We start from the raw sequence: 20,485 nt of genomic DNA, 5'->3' as shown, positions 1-20,485 counted from the left end.
GTCCTGCTTCTTATTTTTTTCTTACTTGATGCTTTCGCGTTCGACGATCGTCGTGGCGACCAGCATTTTCAGATGGTTTTCATCTTCACTGGTGATTTTCTCGATCAAGCGTCGCACAGCTTGGCGACCAAGGTACACTTTATCTACTTTGACGGTGGTCAGCGGTGGGTTGCAAAATTCCGCCAAAGGAATATCATCGAACCCAACGATGGCCAACGGATGATCGGGGAACACTTCGCGAATGGCTTTCATGGCACCGATGGCGATATTGTCATTGACCGCAAAAAAGGCGCTTGGTAACGGCCGCTGATCGGCACGCAAGGATTCCAAATAGACTTTCATGTCTTGATATGAGCCCTCCAAGGTGGGTTCTACTAAGGCTTCCGTCTCTTCATAATGGATCAGATCATGCTCTTGGATCGATTGAATAAACCCTTGCTTGCGTTCACGGAAATTGTTGATTTGAAAGGTTGAGTTGATGATGCCAATGTCTCGGTGGCCTTTTTCGATCATCTTTTCAACGATCTCATAGGCGCTGTCACGATTATTGATGGCGACAAAATCAAAGTCCTGCGAATTAAAAATCGTATCTAAAATCACTAAGGGTACTTCCAAATGACGGAAGACTGCTAAATCTTGTTTGTCCAATTCCGTTCCTAACAATAGCAAACCATCTACTAATTCTGGGCGGATCTTTTCGATTGGGTCTTCCTCTGGCGCCAATGTGATATGGGAAATGACCAATTCATAGCCTAACGCGCTGCATTCCATTTCGATCCCCCGGATCAATTCAGAAAAGAAAGGCGTATCCCCTACGACATTTCCTTGTTTATTCATTACGACAAATTTGATTTTTTGGCTTTCCGTTTTTTTAATTTCTCGCTGATCAAAATACCCCATCTCACGAGCGATCTTCAAGATCGCTTGCCGTTTTTGTTCACTGATCCCCTTACGATTGTTGATTGCATTAGAGACAGTTCCGCTGGAAACGCCAGCTTTTCGGGCAATATCAGAGATCACAACTTTCATTTGCTCACCGCTTTCTGCTTCTCATTCTGTTAAAAGTATAGCAAAAGAATTGTTTTTTTACTACCAAAAAAGCTAAAACAAACTAAAATTTTTAGTTTGTTTTAGCTTCTACTTTGATTAGTTACTTTGTTCCGCCAAAATGCAGAAGGACAAGGGGTCGATGGTTATTCTTGGCGCTGCTACGCCGCGAGAAGTGATCCCAGCTCCTTTGGGGTCAGCAATGATGTGCCAAGAAGCATTTTCTGTTGCCGTCGGTAAGCCAAAGGACCAGCTTTCTTCCGTGCTGTTGAGTAAAACGAACAAGGAACGCCATGGATGCTGTTTGTCACGATTGGGTACTTGATACGCCAAGCGATTTTCATTCTTTGTCTCATAAAAGACCATGCTTTCAGCCGTTTGGGTCGTGGCATCTCTCAATGGTGCATAGGACTGCCGCAATGCCCACAAGCCCCGATACAGCTCGCGCAACTCTTTGAAGGTTTTGGCACGTGACCAATCCAGCTGATTGACTGCCAGTGGCGAACGGAAGGAATTTTCATCGCCTTCTTTGGTACGGCCAAATTCTTCCCCAGCTTGAGTCAGCACTGCTCCTTGGCTAGTAAACAAAATGGCTGCTGCTAGTTTATTGCGGGCTAAAAGCTCAGGATCAAACTCATAATTTCTTTCCTTCACTGAAGCCTGCATGGTTGCCACCAGCTTGTCCCATAAGGTCAAATTATCATGGACTGAAGCATAGGCGATCACTTGGCGGGGCGATTTTGCCCAGCGCTCGGCGCCTTCTTGTGCGGCAACTTTCGTATTTCCTTGAATCGCCGTTGCCAAATTTGCTGCATAAAAGGTTTGCTTGACTTGCGGTTGACCATTCATTCCTTGAATAAACGCGCCGTCTGTTTCTTCAAAGACATCGCCTTTGATACTGTCTCTTAAATCATTGCTAAAAACAGCAACGCCTTCTGACAGTGCCCAAACATTACTTTTATTTGCTGGGATATTCGGCTGAATAATTTGATTGCTGCCGGCATCCCATGGCTCGCCGTATAAAATCACATGGCTGAAGCCGGCATCATCTAGGCGTTGCCGCAACTGGTTCATGGTTTCCACATCGATCAGGCCCATCAAATCAAAACGAAAGCCGTCGATTTTGTATTCTTGCGCCCAATATAAAACTGAATCAATGATAAATTTACGCATCATTTTCCGTTCAGAAGCCACTTCATTGCCGCAAGCAGAACCGTCCGCAAAATTCCCTACATCATCTTGACGGTAGTAATAATCAGGCACCGTCAAATTAAACCATGATTCTTCCGTGATCGCAGTGTGATTAAAGACCACATCCATCACAACGCCGATGGCTTCTTCGTGCAGCGATTGGATCATTTGCTTGCATTCACGAATCCGCGCCTTGGGATCACTAGGATCAGAAGCGTATCGTCCTTCAGGTACATTGTAATTTTTCGGATCATAGCCCCAATTGTAGGCAGACGAAGTTTCATCATTGTCCAAATCGAAGATCGGCAGCAGATGAACATAATTGATCCCCAGCTCTTTTAAATAGGCCATGCCAGTTGGTTGACTTTCATCTCCCACCAGATGGGTCTTTTTTTCAGTGAAGGCTAAATATTTTCCGCGATTTTCTGGTGAAATACCGCTGTTTTCGGCACCACTGAAATCTTCGACATGTAATTCCCAAATATAGGCATCTGTGATCGACTGCTGACCGACGCCGTGACTTTCCTGCCAACCTTCAGGATCTGTTTCCTTTAAATCAATGATCGCACCGCGGTTTCCGTTGATCCCTACTGCCTTGGCATAAAGATCCATCGCTTCTATTTTCTGCCCATCTCGTTGAAACTCAAAGGTATAAAACAGCTCCTTGACGTTTTCTTCCGTCGTGACTTGCCAACAGTTGTCTTCTTGAACCATCGGCAGCGTCAGCAGACGATCGTCAGTCCCAGCAACACCGCTTTGATAAAGCAATACTGAAACGGCCTCTGCCTCTGGTGACCAGCATTTGAACGTGGTTTGCTGTCCTTGAAAAGTCACACCAAGATCATTCCCGTGATACGTATGTTCTTCTAAAAAACCGATCCTGCGATCGATCGCAATCTTTTTTTCTCCATACTGCGTGTTTTGTCCCATCAAAATTCCTCCATTCAACGTTTCTAACTATAAAAGCCAGTTACTTTTCTGCTATTTCTACCTTCTCATATTTCTTGAAAATTGCCAACAATAACTGACAGCGTGCATACAAAAAACAGCTAAGACCAAAAAAGCAGGCAATGTACATGCTGAAAACCAGCGCATAGGGTGAAAGAAGCATGATGACAATAGGGGCTGCAGTCAGAATATGAAGACTAAGTATTTTAAAAGGGTGCTTTGCGGCGACTTTTATGCTGTTCAAAAGGATCGTTTTGATTCCGCTATCGTAACGTGCGAGTAAGAAAAACGAAACTTGGAAAAATTGAAGCCACATGAACGTACAAATTACTAAGCCTACGGTAAAAAGATCAGGCGTCCCTTTTAGTTGGAAATAATACAACCAATCAGCAGTCAAAAGCCACAAAGAAAAAAGTAGACTGATCCAGATAAGAGTGCTCTTTCGAAAGCTTTGGCAAAAGACCGACCAAAACTGCTGAACAACAGCCGGTGCTTTTCCTTCTATCAGATCAGTCGCCACTTTAGAACCCGCAGTAATGGCTGCACCGATCGTGAAGAGCGGCAAACTAAAAAACAAGAGTAGTACATTTAATAGGAGCAACTGGCTGAATTTCCAAGCGATTCGTGCGAAGAAGTTTTCTGAATGAAAAAAGTGTATCATGTGGGTTTACTCCTTTACTGATCCGACAACGATTCCTTGAACGAAATATTTTTGTAGAAGCGGATAAATAATCAATAACGGCACCACTGCCACCACGATCTTCGCTGCATTCAAGTTTCGATCAGAGACCGCTAGCAGACTTTGTAGCTGCTCGGAAGTCAAATTCCCAGCTTGTTGCATTGTTTCAGCAATGTTGACTGATAGTGTTTGGATATAGGTCATTAAAGGATAGTTTTCAGTCTTGGTCATATAGATCAGTCCACTGAAAAAATCATTCCAACTACCGACAATACTGAATAGAGAAACGGTTGCCAAACACGGCAAAGACATTGGAATATAGATTCGTCCCAAAATCTGCAGTGGGTTGGCCCCATCGATCCGAGCAGATTCTTCCAATGATTTGGGAATTCCCCGAAAGAAATTCATCACCAAGATCACACTGCCGATAGGGACTGCACTAGGTAAAATCAGGGACCAAATCGTATTCAATAACCCTAGATTGCGAACGACCAAATACGTTGGGATCATGCCGCCACTGAAGAGCATAGCGAAAACCATCACACTCATGAATAATTTTCTCGTTCGAAATACTTTTTTTGATTTAGATAGCGGGTAAGCCATCGTTACGATCATCACCAAATTCAGCAATAAAGAGATCACCACACGAATGACTGAAATACCAAAAGAACGCCAAAATTGCTGATCGCTCATGATGCGCTCATAAGCCGCTAAGGTCAGATCTACTGGCCATAGCCCCACAGCATTTGCCGCGACGGCACTGCTGCTGCTTAAAGAAAGTGCCACGACATTCAACATCGGTACTAAACAAGAAAGAGCCAAAACAATGACGATCAAATAAATTACTGCATGCCGTATACTAAATTTTTCTTTCATCTCTTTTTTCCTTTCCTTAAAACATCACTCTGTCAGTCTTCTTCTCCGCAATTTTGTTGGAAGACCAAATCAAGAATAGACCGATCACCGATTTGACCAGACCAACGGCGGTTCCTAAGCTATAGTCTCTACCGATCAGACCGATTCGGTAGACATAGGTATCGATAATATCGCCGCTTTGATACACAACCGGAGAATACAGGTTATAAATTTGGTCGAAGCCGGCATTCAAGATATTAGGCAGCGACAAAATCGTCATCAGCAAAATAAAAGGCATCATCCCCGGCAGGGTTACGTGCCAGACTTTTTTTGACCAAGAAGCACCATCCATCGTTGCTGCTTCATATAATCCCGGATCAATCGAGGTAATGGCAGCAAGGTACACGATTGAACTGTAACCAAAACTTTTCCAAACATCGGTCCCGATCAGCAAACGAGGAAACAGCTGATTACTACCCAAAAAGTTTAATGGTTCTACACCAAAGTTTTGTAAAATCTGATTCACCGTTCCATCAAGACTGAATAAATTGACCACTACTGAAGCCAATATGACCCATGAAAGAAAATGGGGCAAATATACGATGGTCTGAATGGAGCGTTTCATCCACTTTACACGTACTTCATTTAATAGAATCGCAAAAAGAATCGGTACGATCGTATTAAAGACAATTTTCCAGAAAGCGATGAAAATCGTGTTTTTAGTTACTAAGAAAATATCCGGTAAACTGAACAAATAGCGAAAGTGCTCGAATCCCACAAATTCAGAACCAAATACACCTTTCGCTGGCACATAATCTTGAAATGCCATCAACAACCCAAACATAGGACCATAAGAAAAAATCAAAATAAAAATGATGCCTGGTAAAATCATCCCTAGAAAGAAAAGCTGATCTCGAGAAAACCACTTTTTCTTTTCTTTTTTGCTTTCTTTTTCAACAGAAAGTTCCATTTACTTACTCCTCCATAAATTTTTTGCCTCACCAGCCGCTTGATGAAAAAATTCGAACAAAGAAAAGGCACCTGCAGTCGGTTTTCCTGCATACAACCTTGCTTTTCTTTGTTCGAAAGACGAGTGTCAGAACCGCTGGAGTGGCCGCTTAATTATCTGCTCGCTGATCTACTACTTCTTGCATTTCTTCAAGTATGGCTGTCCCACCTTGGCTATTCCAGGTTTCAACATAGTTGTCGAAGTTTTCCAGGGGTTCTTCTCCAGTGATAAACTTAATGAAGGTCTCTTCCTCCAGTTTCCCTACTTGTGCGCCGTTTCGTTCATTGGCTTTGATCGAATCAAAACGCGGTGGTTTCACTTCATTCAAGCGTCCTTGCTCTCTGATACCGCCCATCACATTATTGACGGCTAAATAGCGAGAGGCATAGCGGGTCCAGTCCACCGGATCAGTTTCTTCAGGGCTATCCAGATATTGCTTGATTTTTTCGGCGTTTTCTTTGATGAAGAAGTTGGAGATATCCTCGATAGATGTTTCGCCAACCGCCGCCTTGGAAGCTTCTACTGCATCATCAATCTCACTATAGGCTTTTAAGAAAACAACATTCCATGGACGAACCGTCCCATCGACATCCACTTTCGCATAGTCATAAATTTCCGGAAACTCAGTTTCAATATCCTCCGAGTTGGCAACTTCACCATAAATCAGATTGATCATCTCCATGATTTTTTCCGGCTCAGAAAAACCTTTGCGCACCACGATGTATTGCCCAGTGCCGCGGTTAGCCACGGCATTGACCCCTCCATCGCCGTTAGCATTTTCAAGGGCATAAGGAACAAATTCAGCATTTGGATCATTTTGTTTGGCTTGTACTAACCCCCAGTCAGGCATGTGCCAAGGACCAAAAGCGATGCCCGTTTCTCCATTAACCATCATGGCATGGATATCGTCATACGTGCGGGTACCAAATTGCGGATCCATGAACCCTTCATCTTGCCAGTCCTTCAGTAACGTTAGTGCTTCTTTCATTTCTGGCGTATTGGATCCATAAAACATCTGCCCATTCTCATCTTGGAGATACGATTTTGGGTAGGCTCCAAACGCATTCATGATGGCTGTTCCGGTATATGCCGTGCCGCCATGATTTGGCGAAGACAACCAGAAGGCCAATGGCAAACCAACTGCTTTTCCGGTATTGGCTAAATCATTTTCTTGAAAAGCAATCGCTGTTTCCTTCAACTCATCCAATGTAATTGAGCGATTGCCATCTTTATCCAGTTCAATACCTAGCTCATCTAGCCAGTCCTGGCGCAACCAGACAAGATTGGGCCCGAAGTCATCGCTAGTAGATGGGATCGCCATCAAGCGATCATCAAACGTGGCTGCTTCTAACTGAATCCCATCAAACGAATCATAGATGTCTTTTAGAAAATCGTCGGCATGCTCCTCAAATACTTCGGTCAAGTCTTCCACTAAATCATTGTTAACTAATTCTTCCAATTCATCTCTTGATCCGACGATCATCGTATCCGGTAGTTCCCCTGAAGCGATCGCTAGCGATACTTGACGATCATAGTCTTCCCCATGGGCTTCAAAGGCACTCTCCAGCTCGATGCCCAAGCGTTCTTGAATCAATCGAGTATATGCGTTATTGCTGTAAGAATCCCCCTCAGGCAGTTTCGAGTTCGGTGCGGTCTGGCGTCCGATCGTAATCACGGTATCCCCATTTTCATTGGTCTTTGCTTCTTCTGAACTGCATCCTGTCATAATAAGTGCTGAAGCAACTGCTGTTAACATTGCTGTCCCCCGCCTAAATTTCATTGTTTTCCTCCTCAAACTTTTTTGATATCCTTATTATACGCAATCGCTTCCACAGAAAATATAGCACTTTTTTCAGATTCATAGCACGATTTCCAGAAAAATAAAACGTTTACAAATTCGCTCTGTTGCTTTTTTTGTTTATCGCTTACTATAGAAAGAAGAAGCGACTGCGTAATTTTCTCTATACGAAAGGACGGCGAAAACCATGTACCGACTGCTGCTTGCTGATGACAGCTACGATCAAAGAGAAGTGATCAAATACTTCTTGAGTCAGCATGAAAAAGAATGGCTGATCGAAGAAGCCAAAAATGGCCGCGAAGCCTGGCAACTTTTTCAGAAACAGCCCTTTGACTTGATAATTACCGACGTAAAGATGCCCTTTATGGATGGACATGCCCTCGTAGCGAGAATCAAAGAAGCAGTTCCTGAAATTCCTGTGATGTTTATCAGCGGCTTTGAAGATTTTCATTATGTAAAAAAAGCCATACAGTTACAAGCGGTTGACTACCTCTTAAAACCAATCGACCCTGATGATTTTTATGAACAAATAAATAAAATCATTCTTTTTATTGATCAACAAAAGCAGCGCGCTTACACAAAAACAATCGCACAAACCCATTACTTGAAAGAGATTTTGAGTAAACTTTTTTATGGCTATCCTTGGCATTCACTGCCGAAGGAAGAGCAATCGATTGCACAAGATTTTTTTAAGACTCATCCCTCTTTTTTTCTCGTTACTTGGCCGCTGGATTCTTGGAATGCGCCGGATTTTGTCCCTTCGCTATCTGCTGCATTTCCTGAAATGTTCAGTTTGTTTTTAGCTCCAGCACAACTGCTCTTTTTTAACGAACCTTTGCCAAAAAGGGAAATCGAAGAGCGAAAAAACAACTTAACTACCTATTTTTCCGAACAGTTTCAGCAAAAAATAACACTTTTTGACAGCGGACCAGTTCCCCACCATTCAGGGGTGTATGGCACCTATCATGACTTACTGAGAACCAGTCAGCGGTCTTTTTATCAGCAAAACAAAGGGAAAATCTGCCAGCTGCTTCCGGGAGATCACTACATCGTCAAGAAAGCGCTTTTCGAAAAAACCGTTTCGTATGTGAATCAATACGAAAGTAAAAAAGCCCACGCGCTTGTGAAAACAGTTTTCGACTGCTTTGAAACAAATGGACGTGAGGAACCAACCAATGCCAAGTTTTATTTTGCGACCTTTTATCAAACAATCCTCGATCAGTGCACGATCACTTTTGATGCGGAGTGTGGCGCTAATCAGATTGGAAAAATACTGGAAGCGCCAAGTCTGCAACTAATTGCGGATATTTTTGATGCCCTCTTCCATTATATCCATGATGCATTGCTTCAAATCAACGGGAGCCAGTCAAATGACTATGTGCGCCAAGTAAAATCCTATGTATTCGCTCATTTTCACCAAGAGTTGAGCTTGGATCGGTTAGCAAAGGAAGTCAATATCAATCCTAACTACCTAAGCGAATTATTCAGTACTTCTGAAGGCATGGGTATCACCAAATACATCAAGTCTTACCGTATCAAACAGGCTCAGAAGCGTTTAAAGAACTCGAACTGCAGCATTCGAACTATCTCCAAACAAGTTGGCTTTAATCATTATTCCTATTTTTGCAAAACGTTCCGAGAAATTGTCGGAATGACGCCGGATGCGTATAGAAAGAGAGGTCCCTCTTGTTAAGAAAAGTCCACGATTGTGTTAAAAATTTTCGTTTTCAAAAAAAGATCGCCCTTATTTCAATTCTTTCAAGCATTGTTCCTCTGATCGTTTTGACCTTTGTCGGGGTAGCTATCATCCGAGCCTTTATCCAACAGCAGGAAAAAAGTGCTTACTCCGATAATCTCAAAAGTATCAGCTATCAGTTAGAAAGCAAGATCCACACCTATCGGGACAGCCTGCTCTTTTTAGCCAACAATACCGCCTTGACGCAAGAGCTTTCTAGTCAACGCTTCTCAAACTTTGATCAATACAATCTCTTTCAAAATACGATCGTGCCTTTGTTTCACAGTGTTCGTTTTCCGCAAGCAGATATTAAAGGCATCACGCTATACACCACGATCGATCTTTATGATCATGGGCAATACGTCAAAAAAATCACGGCTGATACAGCACTGCCTTTTCTAAAAGAAAAACCTTCGACCGAGATTCGAACGTATTTTGACAAAGAACGGGAGGAACTTTCTTTTTATACCAACCTTTTTTTAAAAGGCCATACCGCAGATTCCTTAAACTACATCGTTTTAACCATCGATCGAGCAGCATTGTTCACGAATCTTGATGCAGTCACTGAGGAGCCTTATGATTTGACGATTCAGTCAGAGACCGGGCAGACGCTTTACCGCATTGATTATTTGACGAAGCAGCAACGTACTCAAAAACAGTGGCTGGTTGGAAACGCAGTTATTGAAGAGGCACCTGTACTGCTGGATAATCATTGGCAAATCGTTTTTGTTAAAACCGCACAGTCATTTTTCAGCAGTTTACTGTATCTAGTTGGTGCGGCACTTATTATCTTTGGTTTTGTATTAATGATATTGGTTTTATCCAGCTGGTGGTTGGCTAAAACCGTGGTACAGCCGATCAACTCTTTGACCCAGCAAATGGCCTCTTTATCAATGGATCAATTCAAAATCCAGCACACATATTCTTCAAAAGATGAAGTCGGACAGTTATACACCAATTTTCAAAAAATGCTAGATAAAATCGCTGAGCTGATCAATGAAGTATATGAAGCCGAATTGAAACAAAAAGAATACGAATTGCGGGCTCTGCAAGCCCAGATCAATCCGCATTTCTTTTATAATTCCTTAGCACTGATCAGCAATACTGCCACACTAAACGGCAATCACGAGATCCGTGAGATGGCTCAGCTGCTGTCTCGATTCTACCGTCTCAGCCTAAACCAAGGATCCAACCGGCTATCCATCACCAAAGAACTCGATCTAACAATCACCTATGCTAAAATCCAGCAAAAAATGCATCACCATTCCTTTGATTTAGTCCTCGAAATTGACTCAGATATCGATGAGTATCCGATGATCCATCTGCTCTTGCAGCCGTTTGTCGAGAATGCCGTCTTTCATGGGCTTGATCATATTGAAGATGACCGCAGAGGGGTATTGACGATCCGCTGCCTCAAAGAAGGACAATGGCTACGGTTTGAGATTCAAGACAATGGTCCCGGGATTGATCCTGAACAGCTAAAACAACTGGAGGAACCTTCTGATCAACATTATGGTATCAACAATGTACGCCAACGGCTAGCATTGTACTATGGCACGCAAGCTTCCTTATCGATTCAATCAGTAAAAGGTGAAAACACCACAATTGTTCTACTCATACCGCAAGACTTACCTCCTCAATAAAAACCGTCAGTGAAGAATGTTTAATCACTAACGGTTTTTTGGTGTCAAAATATTCAGATATTTATTTTAATGCTTGATTTCAAGTACCTATTCCTCTACAGCAAACGTACCGACCTCTAATAATCCTTGCCGACCCTGGTCTCGCGTCACGCCTTTTGCTTTCTTTAACATTCGTTCCCAATACTCCATGGTATCTTTTATAAAATCCTTGTTGCCGTCAGTACACCCTTCACGAATAAACAGCAATACCAAACCGCTAAAAAAAATCAAGGCTTCTTCATGATATTTCCTCAGATCGTTTTCTTGCTCGCATTGAAAAACAGCTGATTCAGCGATTGCTTCTTGAAAATATGCAAAAGAACACTCTTTTATGTAGGGACCACAACCAATATCATTTAAAAATAATGCAAAAAAGAGGGCTCGATTGCGACTGGCGAACACGTAATAGTCATGCCAAAAACAGTATAGAGGATCCAGTGTCATCACCGTCTCTTTTTTTGCTTCATGAATGTCATGGAAGACATCATCGACCATTGCCTGTTTATAATTTTGCATGTTTGAAAAATTCAAATAGATTGGTTGGGTCGATGTTCGTGCATATTTAGCAATGTCGCGGACAGTGATTGGCCGATAAAGATATTCCACCAGATATTTTTTTAAACAGTTGATCAAATATTTTTTCGTAATCGTTGCTTTTCTCATAATACCCCTTCCTTTCTTGAGGCGATCAGCTCTCGCTAACGCTCCTCTACTCTCACTTGCTTTCTTCCAGTGAAACGCCACCAACACCCAATTTTCTTACTGAAAGTAATCTGCATACTTCTACTTTAACAAAAAAGAGAACGTTAACATATACTTTCTGCCGAATTTCTTAATTTTGTTTTATATTTTTGACCATTTTTCTAAAAAACCTTCCTGTTTTCCTCGGCTAAGTCTTAAGACTGATTTTTTTGATACTACTTGTGAAATGATACTATGTAATGTATAGTATGGATATGAACAGGAGGAGAGCCTTTGGATGCCCAATTAAAAAAAGGATTATTGGAAATTTGTGTTTTAGCCTATTTGCAGCACGGGGACTCTTATGGCTATGAATTAGTCAAAAATATTTCTCCTTTACTACCAATCTCAGAATCCACCCTCTACCCTATCTTGAAGCGCTTAGAAGCCAGCCGAGCGGTTGAGACTTACAACAAGAGTCATCAAGGACGGACCCGAAAATATTACCGCTTGACCATACTTGGCAAACAGCGGATCGACGATTTTTTAACCAACGACTGGCCCCAATTGACATTGATCCAGCGATTTATTAAAGGAGGAACACTAGATGAACAGAGTTGATTTTATCAAGGCATTGGCTGCAGAATTATCTGAAAAAGTCAGACCTAGCGAGATTCATCAGCTGATCAACTATTATGACGAGATGATCGAAGATTTGATGGAAGAAGGATACACCGAAGAAGAAGCCGTGGCACGCCTTGGCTCCCCAAAAGAACTGATCCAAACAGTCACAGAAACAGAAGAGGTCGTGGTAGAGATTCCCCGCCGCTTTCATCCCTTTTTGCTCTTGATCTTAGTGCTAGGCTTCCCATTGTGGGGCAGCCTCTTGTTAAGTGCCGCTTTGCTGATCCTAAGCTTTTTAATAATCATCTGGTGTGTGCCTTTCACCACTGGCATGATTGGTGTCACTACGTTTATCGGTGGGATTGCTAGCGTTGTCTTAAGTCCCATGCTGATGGCGGATGGTTTCTATCTCTTTTTAAGTCAGTTAGGCGTGGGGATTTTCTTATTTGGTTTAGGGCTTCTTTGTCTGATCGCCACTTATAGTATGAGCCGACCTTTTTCACGTCTTACCCACTCCCTTGTCGTTTGGCCAAAATCATTTGTTCAAAACTATCGAAAGAAGGCAGTCCTATGATCAAAATCAATAAGCGCTTTTTCGTTTTTCTCAGTCTGTTGTTTATTATTCTCGGACTGGTCATCACCTTTATCGGTTTTTCAATGTCAGGGTACTCACCTGATGCCTACCATATTGAGCATCGTCGTTGGTATCAACTGATTGGTTTCTACACAGACTAATCGGCAAAAACAATTATAAGTTGTTTTTTTCGTCAGAAAAACAAGTGATTTTCATCAATTTCATGTATTGATGAAAAAATTGAACTTTCCTTTTTGACCTCACCATATTACTATATAGGTACATCCTGTATCCTATTTCATAGGGTAACCAGAAAAACCCATACCATCCTATGGGTTTTTTTGTTGTTTATAAAAGCAAAAAAACGTGCCGCAAGTCCAGTTATCGCCAAGCCAGCTATTTTTAGCTAACCTTGGTAGAGCCTGTCTGCAGTACGTTTTTTCTACTGATCGATTATTCCCCTAGTACTGGCTGTTCTTGCACAGTGCCAATAGGAAACAAGGCGCGAAACACCCGGCGAACGATTGGGCCTGCAATGAACAATTGCAACGGCAATGCGACGATCACATTTTTCCCAATGTTGCTTAGCCAATTGACGAACACCGAGTGATCAGGGTTTGGATGCATCAACGCACCAAAGAGTGACATACAGATCACCATGCCGGCGATCATCAATGAAGAAATCAAACCGATTTTTTTCCAAGTAGCTGATTGATGGTCCAAAAATCGAAACGCCAAACCTTTTGCTGGACCCGAAACAATGAACCAATCCAAAATAAAGGCGACACAAAGGGCTAATGGCAATTCATTCCACGCCAATTGGAATGCCAATGCAGAAACACCGACTTGGAACATGAGGTTGTAAACACTCATAAAATACACCATGAAAATACACATAAGTGTCGTATAGATCAAACTTTCTTTTTTGTTGATGGGCATGTTACAACTTCCTTTCTTTTTTTCGTACTCGACTATTCTAGCAGAAGAAAATTTTTCGTGTAAGTAAAAGTTTGAAAACTTTCAAAAAAGTTTTTTGCTATTTTTTTATCCACTTCTCTTGACACTTTCTTATGAAGTCAGTAGAATAGCGATAGATTAAATCGTACAGATAACAAGCGGGTTCGCTTGTCGAGAGAGAGGCGGTTTCTATGAGAATAGAAACGGTCTCTTTTTTTGCGAATTTTTAGAGGTGAGAATATGGAAAACAACAAAAAACTCGTGGGGGCGATCCTCGCAACCGGATTGATGTCATTTGCAGGCGTGCTGATTGAAACAGCCATGAATGTAACGTTTCCGACATTGATCGATCAATTTACGCTTTCAACATCCGATGTCCAATGGGTGACGACCATCTACTTACTGGTCATCTCCATCATTGTCCCAATATCGACCTACCTTTTGAAACGCTTCTCATTGAGAACCTTGTTTCTAGCTGCCAACGCCTTCTTCCTTGTTGGCTTGGTGATCGACTTTTTATCGCCGACGTTTGCCATTTTGCTGATTGGCCGCTTTTTCCAAGGTGCCAGCACAGGGATCGCACTGCCTTTGATGTTCCACATCATTTTGACTTACTCCCCCTTTGAAAAGCGGGGAGCGGCGATCGGCTTAGGGAATTTGACCACTTCCATCGCTCCAGCGATCGGACCGACATATGGAGGATTATTGACCGCCCATTGGTCTTGGAATGCGATCTTTCTTTTCTTGATCCCAGTCTTACTGATCTCCCTAGTACTCGGTCTTTACTCGATCCCTAAGACGGCTGGGGCAAAAGACACTTCCCTGGATTTACTGAGTGTATTAGGAATCGTCTTGATGTTCAGCGGCTTCTTATTGTTCTTGAATCAAGTAGGCACCTTAGCGAGTCTACTGCCGCTGCTTTTCGGTTTCATTGGTGCTGGCTTGTTTTATCAACGTTCAAAAGGTCCAAACCCTTTGATTCGTTTGGCTGTTTTGAAAAACCGCAGTTTCAGTTTGTTTCTTTTCGGCTTTCTCGTTTGTCAGTTCCTTTTACTGGGCATTTCCTTTGTCTTGCCGAACTTTGTCCAACTCGTCTTGGGAAAAGATGCCTTTACTGCAGGATTAGTTATGCTTCCTGGGGCGGCCATCGGGGCGGTCCTTGCGCCGATCTCTGGTCGGTTGCTGGATAAAGTTGGACCGAAAAAACCGATCCTGTCTGGTTTGACTTTGATTGCCATTGGTTGGCTTGCCTTAGCCCTTGTTTTGCGTTCGCCTTTCATTTGGAGCCTAGTTGCCGGACATGTCTTTTACATGATCGGGATCGGCTTAGCCTACAGCAATATGATGACCACCGGCTTAAACAAGCTGACTCCTGCATTGTACGCGGACGGTAATGCGATCTTTAATACGCTGCAGCAATTTTCTGGTGCAGTGGCGACGGCTGTGGTGGCGACCATTATCAATTTGGCACAAAATGCGACGACCGATTACACCCAAGGGACGGTCATCGGCTCTCAAATCGCCTTATTCTTTTTGTGGGCCCTGGTCTTACTGACTTTCCTATTAACGATCAACTACTTCCGCAAAAACACCGACAAAAAAGCTGTCAGCTAACTGCGGCTTTGCCAATTGAAAAACAACGAAAAAAAGCCGCCCTCCCTTGAGGACGGCCCATAAAAAAATCCGCTTCCGATTCCCCTTCTTAGTCAAAGGGCGCTCTCGGAAACGGATTATTTTTTTAGTTTAATTCAGCTGAACCAACCGCTGTTTTGGCTGTCACTGTGCCTGTAGTCGTCAATGAAAGCTGACGCACTTTTTCGGCATTCGTGATGACCGTCAAAACATCTGTCTGTTTGCCAGCTGCGATAACGGCATCTAGATCCATCACTGCAAGCTTCGTTTCTGGTGTGACCGTATCACCTTCAGAAACAAGAACCTCAAATGGCGCACCTTTTAGTTCTACAGTATCCAAGCCCATGTGGACGAGAACTTCCGCGCCACCAGGCGTTAAAATCCCGATTGCATGTTTCGTTTCAAAAATGCTAGAGATCGTACCTGCAACAGGAGCATAAATCGTTCCGTTCGTTGGCTGAACAGCAAAGCCGTCACCCATCATTTTTTGAGAAAAGACAGGATCAGAAACTTCAGTGATGGCAACTACTTTCCCATCAGCTGGGGCATAAAGGGTTTCTTCTGAAACTTGTGTTGCTTCTGGGGCTGCAGTTGTCGGTGCAGCAGTCGTTGGTGCAACAGTCGTTGGTGCAACAGCCGCTGCTGCAGCTGTATCAGCAGCCAATTGCGGTTCTAATTTATTTAAGAAGGTAACTTTTCTAAAGACGATAGTGCAAACAAAAGTGATCGCAATCGTCACCGCCATTGAGATGAAGACCATTGGATAGTTTTCAATTTTAAATGATAAGAAGCCAGGCAGTCCCCCTACACCAATACCTAATGCACGGGTATTCGTTGCAGTGATCAGCATTCCACCGAAGGCAGAACCTACCATTGCTGCGACAAATGGGTAAACATATTTCAAATTGATCCCGAACATCGCTGGTTCAGTAACCCCCATGTAAGCAGAAATCGTTGCTGGAACAGAGACTTGTTCTTCTTTTTTATTGCCACGGTGAAGGAACCAAATCGCCAATACTGCCGTACCTTGCGCAATATTTGACAGCATGATCATTGGCCAAAGGTTTGTTGTCCCAAAATCCGCTACTAATTGAGAGTCGATCGCTAGCGTTGTATGATGCAATCCGGTAATAACCAAAGGCGCATACAAGCCACCGAAAATGAAACCAAATAACCAGTTTAATGGTGAGGTCAAGCCAGCATTTACGACCCAAGAAATGCCTGATCCGATTTGCCAACCGATTGGACCTAATACCATGTGAGCTGCTAAAATAGTTGGCAGCAATGAGAACAATGGAACGAAGATCATTGAAACCGCTTCTGGAATCCATTTCCGGAAGAATCTTTCAAGATAAACCAATAAGAAACCTGCCAGCATTGCTGGGATCACTTGTGCTTGATACCCAATTTTATCAATAGTGAAGAACCCGAAGTCCCACGTATAATTTTGAGCAATTTCTGCAGCAGAAGTTGAACTTACTGAATAAGCATTTAATAATTGCGGTGAAACCAATGTAATCCCTAAAACAATCCCTAATATTTGCGTGGTTCCCATCTTACGTGTAATACTCCAGGTAATCCCTACTGGTAGAAAGTGAAAGATCGCTTCACAGGGCAGCCATAAAAAGCCGTTGACACCGTTCCAAAAAGTAGAAGCTTGCGTAATGGTTTGTCCACCTAGAGCTTCTAACGGTACACCTTCTAAGAAATTTCTCAGCCCTAGCATCAAACCACCGACAATAATCGCTGGTAATAACGGGGTAAAGATCTCAGCTAACGTAGCAATCGCTCGTTGCACGATATTTTGATTGTTTTTTGCAATCGCTTTGCTTTGTTCTTTAGAAACACCTTCTATTCCTGATACATCGGTAAAATCATTGTAAAACGTTGAGACATCATTGCCGATAATGACTTGGAATTGTCCCGCATTCGTAAACATCCCTTTGACACTTGGAATTTCTTCAATTGCCTTTTCGTTTGCTTTTGTCTGATCGTTCAAAACAAAACGCATCCGTGTCGCGCAATGTGTTACTGCGGCGATATTTTCTTTGCCGCCAACATATTTCAGCAGCTTCTCAGCATCATCACGATACTTTCCCATAATTAATAAACCCCTTTCATATCCACTTGTATATATATGTTTTAATTACGCACTAATCATAACTTGATAGTTTTGATATTGCAAGCGTTTCAAACCAATTTTTTTCACTTTTTCTACAAACAATACAAGTGAATAGAAAAGGTACCGTATTAAAACCTTAATAAATAAACGTTTTTTAAAATATTTGATTAATATAAAATAATATTGCCAATGACTTTATTTACTGTTTATTTAACAAAAAAGAATAAAAAAACAGGTGAGATAAATTGAAATAGCTTACAAATTACGTTATAATCATCTTGCATGTATAGACAAGTTTAAAGGAGGACAACTATTGTGAATACGATTATATTGTCTAAGGAAGAATGGCTGTTAACGGATCAAACCGGTACGACCTATCCGTTTTCTGGGACAGACAGTGAACGAGTTGCTGCACTGACCGCGCAGCTGCAGAAAATGGAAGGTGGCGGGATCGTCTCTGAATCTCTGGTGTTTACGAATGAAGAAGGGACTTTTTCACTGGACCAATGGTTGACAGAAAAATTGAATCGTCCCTTTATTTGCACCACGAAAGAACAGTATGAAGAAAAAAGTGCTGAAATTCCTTGGAACCTCGAATACTATGGCTACACCCCTGGTAAAGATGAATACTCGGTGGAGTCACTTTTAACCGTCGGCAACGGCTATCTAGGGCTGCGAGGCACGACGCCTGAGATGACCATTTGTGAAGCGAACTATCCAGGGCTGTATTTAGCAAGTCTTTACAATACGGTGGAATCTGATGTTTCTGGTCATACCATCAGCAATGAAGACTTCGTCAATGCACCGAATCTGCAAAAAATGTACGTGAAGATCGATGATGAAGTGATCGACATCGCCAACAATCAGCTTCTTTCCTTTAAACGGACATTAGATCTGAAGACCGGCTTGTTCCAATCAGTGGCAGAAATTGAAACAAAAAAACAAAAGCGTCTGCGAATCGAAACGAAGAAAATCGCCAATATGCAAGACGTTCACCAATACAGCTTGGTCTATCAGTTTACCCCGCTGAACTTTTCCGGCACCGTTACTTTCGTCAGTGAAGCCGACGGATCGGTCTATAACTATAACGTCGCTCGTTACCGTAGCTTAACCAACCAGCATTTGACCGTGAAAGAGACAGCAGCTGAACAAAACAAAGCGCATTTAGTGGTCACCACTAACCAATCACAGATTACCGTTGTCCAATCCTCTGAACTGTTTTCACAGGACCTGCCATTGGCTGAGCTACAAGCTGAAACAAACGACCAGCTCGTCCGTCAGCAAGTAGCCCTTGAGGTGACGGAGGGACAAACTTATCGGGTCGAAAAATCAGTCACTGCTACCGCTTATCGCCAAGAGGATCCGCAACCGGCATTTACGTTTTCTTCCTTAGCATTACCTGATTTTGCGACGATGTATACCGCCTCAAAACAAGCCTGGGCTGAATTATGGGCGAAAGCGGCCATCGAAGTCACTGGTGACTTGATGTCACAAAAAATGCTGAATCTGCATACGTATCATCTGCTGGTCTCCGCAGCACCGAATGCTTATCAGGAGTCCTTAGATGCCAGTATCACTGCCCGTGGCCTACATGGTGAAGCCTATCGCGGTCATATTTTCTGGGATGAACTGTTTATCTTACCCTTTTACATTCTACATTTTCCTGACACCGCCAAAGAAATTTTGCTGTATCGCTACCGCCGCTTAGCTGCTGCCAAAAAAGACGCCCAAAAAGCCGGTTACCAAGGCGCCATGTTCCCATGGCAATCAGGCTTGGATGGCAGTGAGCAATCCCAAGAACTGCATTTGAATCCTATCAGCGGCGAATGGAAAGAAGACCACAGTCGCTTGCAGCGCCACGTCTCCTTAGCGATCGCTTATAACATTTGGCAATATTGGCACAACACACAAGACCGTCCCTTTATGGAACAATATGGATTAGAATTGATGTTAGAAGTCGCCCATTTCTGGCAAAGTGCTGCCACCTGGGATGATACTGCTCAACGTTACTTTATCGATAAAGTCATGGGACCAGATGAATTTCATGAAAGCTACCCAAATAGTGAACAAGGCGGCTTGAAAAACAACGCCTATACCAATATGATGGTAGTATGGTTGTTTGAAGAGATCGAGAACCTCCAACAACAACTATCAGCAGAGAGCTTCCAAGCAGTATTGGAGAAAACGGCTTTAACCCCAGCGGATATTGCTACTATGACAGATATTCGTACCAAATTAGGCTTAGAGATCGATCACGAAGGCATCATCGCACAGTTTGAAGGGTACTTCCAGTTGGAAGATCTGGATTGGGCCCATTATAAAGAGAAATATGGCAACATTTATCGGATGGATCGCATCCTAAACGCTGAAGGCAAGAGTGCTGACAGCTACAAAGTCGCGAAACAAGCCGATAGTTTGATGATTTTCTATAATTTCTCAAAAGAGCAAGTCAATCAAATTTTGGCGGATCTTTCTTACCAACTGCCAACAGACTATATTGAAAAAAATCTCCATTATTATTTGGCTCGCACCTCCCACGGCTCGACTTTGTCGCGGATCGTTCACGCTCAGTTAGCGGCAATGGTGGATGATCAGGAATTGGCTTGGTCGTTATACCAAGAAGCCCTCTCTTCTGATTATCGTGATATCCAAGGCGGGACCACGGCAGAAGGCATTCACGCCGGTGTCATGGCCGCTACGTTGTTTATTCCGTTAACCACTTTTGCTGGGATTGATATTCGAGAAGAGCAACTGCAGATCACACCAAACTTGCCAAAAGCTTGGGACAGCTTAGCCTTTCAGCTAGAAGTTCGCGGCACCCGCTTTGCATTGAATGTTACACATGAAACATTGACGATCACCGCTGATCAGCCAGTCACGATCTTAGTGAATGGGCAGCAAGTTTCTCTAGAAGCAAAGAAAGAAGCAACGATTACTTACTAAAAGGAGTG

The 20,485-nt window shown here is 42.8% G+C and carries 16 protein-coding genes; 7 read left to right on the top strand and 9 right to left on the bottom strand.

What is annotated here, in order from left to right:
* Positions 1–21 precede the first annotated feature (21 nt).
* The 6 genes from ACIPK1_RS08160 to ACIPK1_RS08135 all read right to left on the bottom strand — a co-directional run bounded on the left by ACIPK1_RS08160 (position 22) and on the right by ACIPK1_RS08135 (position 7,509).
* Positions 22–1,029 carry a LacI family DNA-binding transcriptional regulator gene (locus ACIPK1_RS08160; RefSeq protein ID WP_301387393.1) on the bottom strand — a complete coding sequence of 336 codons (1,008 nt, stop codon included), beginning with the start codon at positions 1,027–1,029 and terminating at the stop codon, positions 22–24.
* A 117-nt stretch (positions 1,030–1,146) separates the two neighbouring features.
* Positions 1,147–3,168, bottom strand: a complete 2,022-nt coding sequence (gene pulA / locus ACIPK1_RS08155; protein ID WP_400450503.1) for a type I pullulanase — start codon at positions 3,166–3,168, stop codon at positions 1,147–1,149.
* Between the two features lie 40 nt (positions 3,169–3,208).
* A complete protein-coding gene (locus tag ACIPK1_RS08150; RefSeq protein ID WP_005232876.1) occupies positions 3,209–3,847 on the bottom strand; it encodes a DUF624 domain-containing protein in 639 nt (212 codons plus the stop codon).
* Positions 3,848–3,853: 6 nt separating this feature from the next.
* Positions 3,854–4,741 carry a carbohydrate ABC transporter permease gene (locus ACIPK1_RS08145; RefSeq protein ID WP_005232877.1) on the bottom strand — a complete coding sequence of 296 codons (888 nt, stop codon included), beginning with the start codon at positions 4,739–4,741 and terminating at the stop codon, positions 3,854–3,856.
* Positions 4,742–4,757: 16 nt separating this feature from the next.
* On the bottom strand, positions 4,758–5,690 hold the full coding sequence (locus ACIPK1_RS08140) for a sugar ABC transporter permease (protein ID WP_008376715.1): 933 nt from the start codon (positions 5,688–5,690) through the stop codon (positions 4,758–4,760).
* Positions 5,691–5,838: 148 nt separating this feature from the next.
* Entirely contained in the window at positions 5,839–7,509 is a 1,671-nt protein-coding gene (locus tag ACIPK1_RS08135; protein WP_008376717.1) for an extracellular solute-binding protein, read from the bottom strand.
* A gap of 205 nt (positions 7,510–7,714) precedes the next feature.
* Here ACIPK1_RS08135 and ACIPK1_RS08130 point away from each other — a divergent pair, with 205 nt between their 5' ends.
* Together ACIPK1_RS08130 and ACIPK1_RS08125 are read left to right on the top strand one after the other, a co-directional pair.
* Positions 7,715–9,220, top strand: a complete 1,506-nt coding sequence (locus ACIPK1_RS08130) for a response regulator (protein ID WP_301387385.1) — start codon at positions 7,715–7,717, stop codon at positions 9,218–9,220.
* Positions 9,214–10,905: a sensor histidine kinase gene (locus ACIPK1_RS08125; protein WP_301387383.1), complete on the top strand. Its 1,692-nt coding sequence runs from the start codon at positions 9,214–9,216 to the stop codon at positions 10,903–10,905. Before ACIPK1_RS08130 ends, ACIPK1_RS08125 begins: the two co-directional genes overlap by 7 nt.
* Positions 10,906–10,992: 87 nt before the next feature.
* Here ACIPK1_RS08125 and ACIPK1_RS08120 read toward each other — a convergent pair whose 3' ends face one another.
* Positions 10,993–11,694: a TetR/AcrR family transcriptional regulator gene (locus ACIPK1_RS08120; protein WP_318036245.1), complete on the bottom strand. Its 702-nt coding sequence runs from the start codon at positions 11,692–11,694 to the stop codon at positions 10,993–10,995.
* A 225-nt stretch (positions 11,695–11,919) separates the two neighbouring features.
* Here ACIPK1_RS08120 and ACIPK1_RS08115 point away from each other — a divergent pair, with 225 nt between their 5' ends.
* The 3 genes from ACIPK1_RS08115 to ACIPK1_RS08105 are packed head-to-tail and all read left to right on the top strand — an operon-like array spanning position 11,920 to position 12,984.
* Positions 11,920–12,246 carry a PadR family transcriptional regulator gene (locus tag ACIPK1_RS08115; protein ID WP_301387379.1) on the top strand — a complete coding sequence of 109 codons (327 nt, stop codon included), beginning with the start codon at positions 11,920–11,922 and terminating at the stop codon, positions 12,244–12,246.
* The gene (locus ACIPK1_RS08110) at positions 12,233–12,823 is read left to right on the top strand and encodes a DUF1700 domain-containing protein (RefSeq protein WP_005232884.1); all 591 of its coding nucleotides are present in this window, start codon (positions 12,233–12,235) and stop codon (positions 12,821–12,823) included. Before ACIPK1_RS08115 ends, ACIPK1_RS08110 begins: the two co-directional genes overlap by 14 nt.
* A complete protein-coding gene (locus ACIPK1_RS08105) occupies positions 12,820–12,984 on the top strand; it encodes a hypothetical protein (protein WP_005232885.1) in 165 nt (54 codons plus the stop codon). The genes ACIPK1_RS08110 and ACIPK1_RS08105 overlap by 4 nt, the downstream gene beginning before the upstream one ends.
* A 292-nt stretch (positions 12,985–13,276) precedes the next feature.
* Here the strand turns inward: ACIPK1_RS08105 and ACIPK1_RS08100 are convergent, their stop codons facing one another.
* Positions 13,277–13,762 (bottom strand): hypothetical protein, encoded by a 486-nt coding sequence (locus ACIPK1_RS08100; protein WP_005226468.1) that lies wholly within the window; start codon positions 13,760–13,762, stop codon positions 13,277–13,279.
* Between the two features lie 258 nt (positions 13,763–14,020).
* Here ACIPK1_RS08100 and ACIPK1_RS08095 point away from each other — a divergent pair, with 258 nt between their 5' ends.
* On the top strand, positions 14,021–15,394 hold the full coding sequence (locus ACIPK1_RS08095) for an MFS transporter (protein WP_016619499.1): 1,374 nt from the start codon (positions 14,021–14,023) through the stop codon (positions 15,392–15,394).
* Positions 15,395–15,518: 124 nt separating this feature from the next.
* Here the strand turns inward: ACIPK1_RS08095 and treP are convergent, their stop codons facing one another.
* Positions 15,519–17,513, bottom strand: a complete 1,995-nt coding sequence (gene treP / locus ACIPK1_RS08090) for a PTS system trehalose-specific EIIBC component (RefSeq protein WP_301387366.1) — start codon at positions 17,511–17,513, stop codon at positions 15,519–15,521.
* Between the two features lie 336 nt (positions 17,514–17,849).
* Here treP and ACIPK1_RS08085 point away from each other — a divergent pair, with 336 nt between their 5' ends.
* A complete protein-coding gene (locus ACIPK1_RS08085; protein WP_301388884.1) occupies positions 17,850–20,477 on the top strand; it encodes a glycoside hydrolase family 65 protein in 2,628 nt (875 codons plus the stop codon).
* Positions 20,478–20,485: the final 8 nt, after the last annotated feature.

Source organism: Enterococcus sp. NPDC086594 (assembly GCF_044746145.1).
GTDB lineage: Bacteria > Bacillota > Bacilli > Lactobacillales > Enterococcaceae > Enterococcus_D > Enterococcus_D entomosocium.
The sequence above is the reverse complement of the archived record's forward strand: the minus strand, read 5'-3'. Positions and strand labels throughout refer to the sequence as shown.

Coding starts and splice junctions, on each gene's coding strand:
- ACIPK1_RS08160 (WP_301387393.1), bottom strand. CDS start 1,029: ATGAAAGTTGTGATCTCTGATATTGCCCGAAAAGCTGGCGTTTCCAGC.
- pulA (WP_400450503.1), bottom strand. CDS start 3,168: ATGGGACAAAACACGCAGTATGGAGAAAAAAAGATTGCGATCGATCGC.
- ACIPK1_RS08150 (WP_005232876.1), bottom strand. CDS start 3,847: ATGATACACTTTTTTCATTCAGAAAACTTCTTCGCACGAATCGCTTGG.
- ACIPK1_RS08145 (WP_005232877.1), bottom strand. CDS start 4,741: ATGAAAGAAAAATTTAGTATACGGCATGCAGTAATTTATTTGATCGTC.
- ACIPK1_RS08140 (WP_008376715.1), bottom strand. CDS start 5,690: ATGGAACTTTCTGTTGAAAAAGAAAGCAAAAAAGAAAAGAAAAAGTGG.
- ACIPK1_RS08135 (WP_008376717.1), bottom strand. CDS start 7,509: ATGAAATTTAGGCGGGGGACAGCAATGTTAACAGCAGTTGCTTCAGCA.
- ACIPK1_RS08130 (WP_301387385.1), top strand. CDS start 7,715: ATGTACCGACTGCTGCTTGCTGATGACAGCTACGATCAAAGAGAAGTG.
- ACIPK1_RS08110 (WP_005232884.1), top strand. CDS start 12,233: ATGAACAGAGTTGATTTTATCAAGGCATTGGCTGCAGAATTATCTGAA.
- ACIPK1_RS08105 (WP_005232885.1), top strand. CDS start 12,820: ATGATCAAAATCAATAAGCGCTTTTTCGTTTTTCTCAGTCTGTTGTTT.
- ACIPK1_RS08100 (WP_005226468.1), bottom strand. CDS start 13,762: ATGCCCATCAACAAAAAAGAAAGTTTGATCTATACGACACTTATGTGT.
- ACIPK1_RS08095 (WP_016619499.1), top strand. CDS start 14,021: ATGGAAAACAACAAAAAACTCGTGGGGGCGATCCTCGCAACCGGATTG.
- treP (WP_301387366.1), bottom strand. CDS start 17,513: ATGGGAAAGTATCGTGATGATGCTGAGAAGCTGCTGAAATATGTTGGC.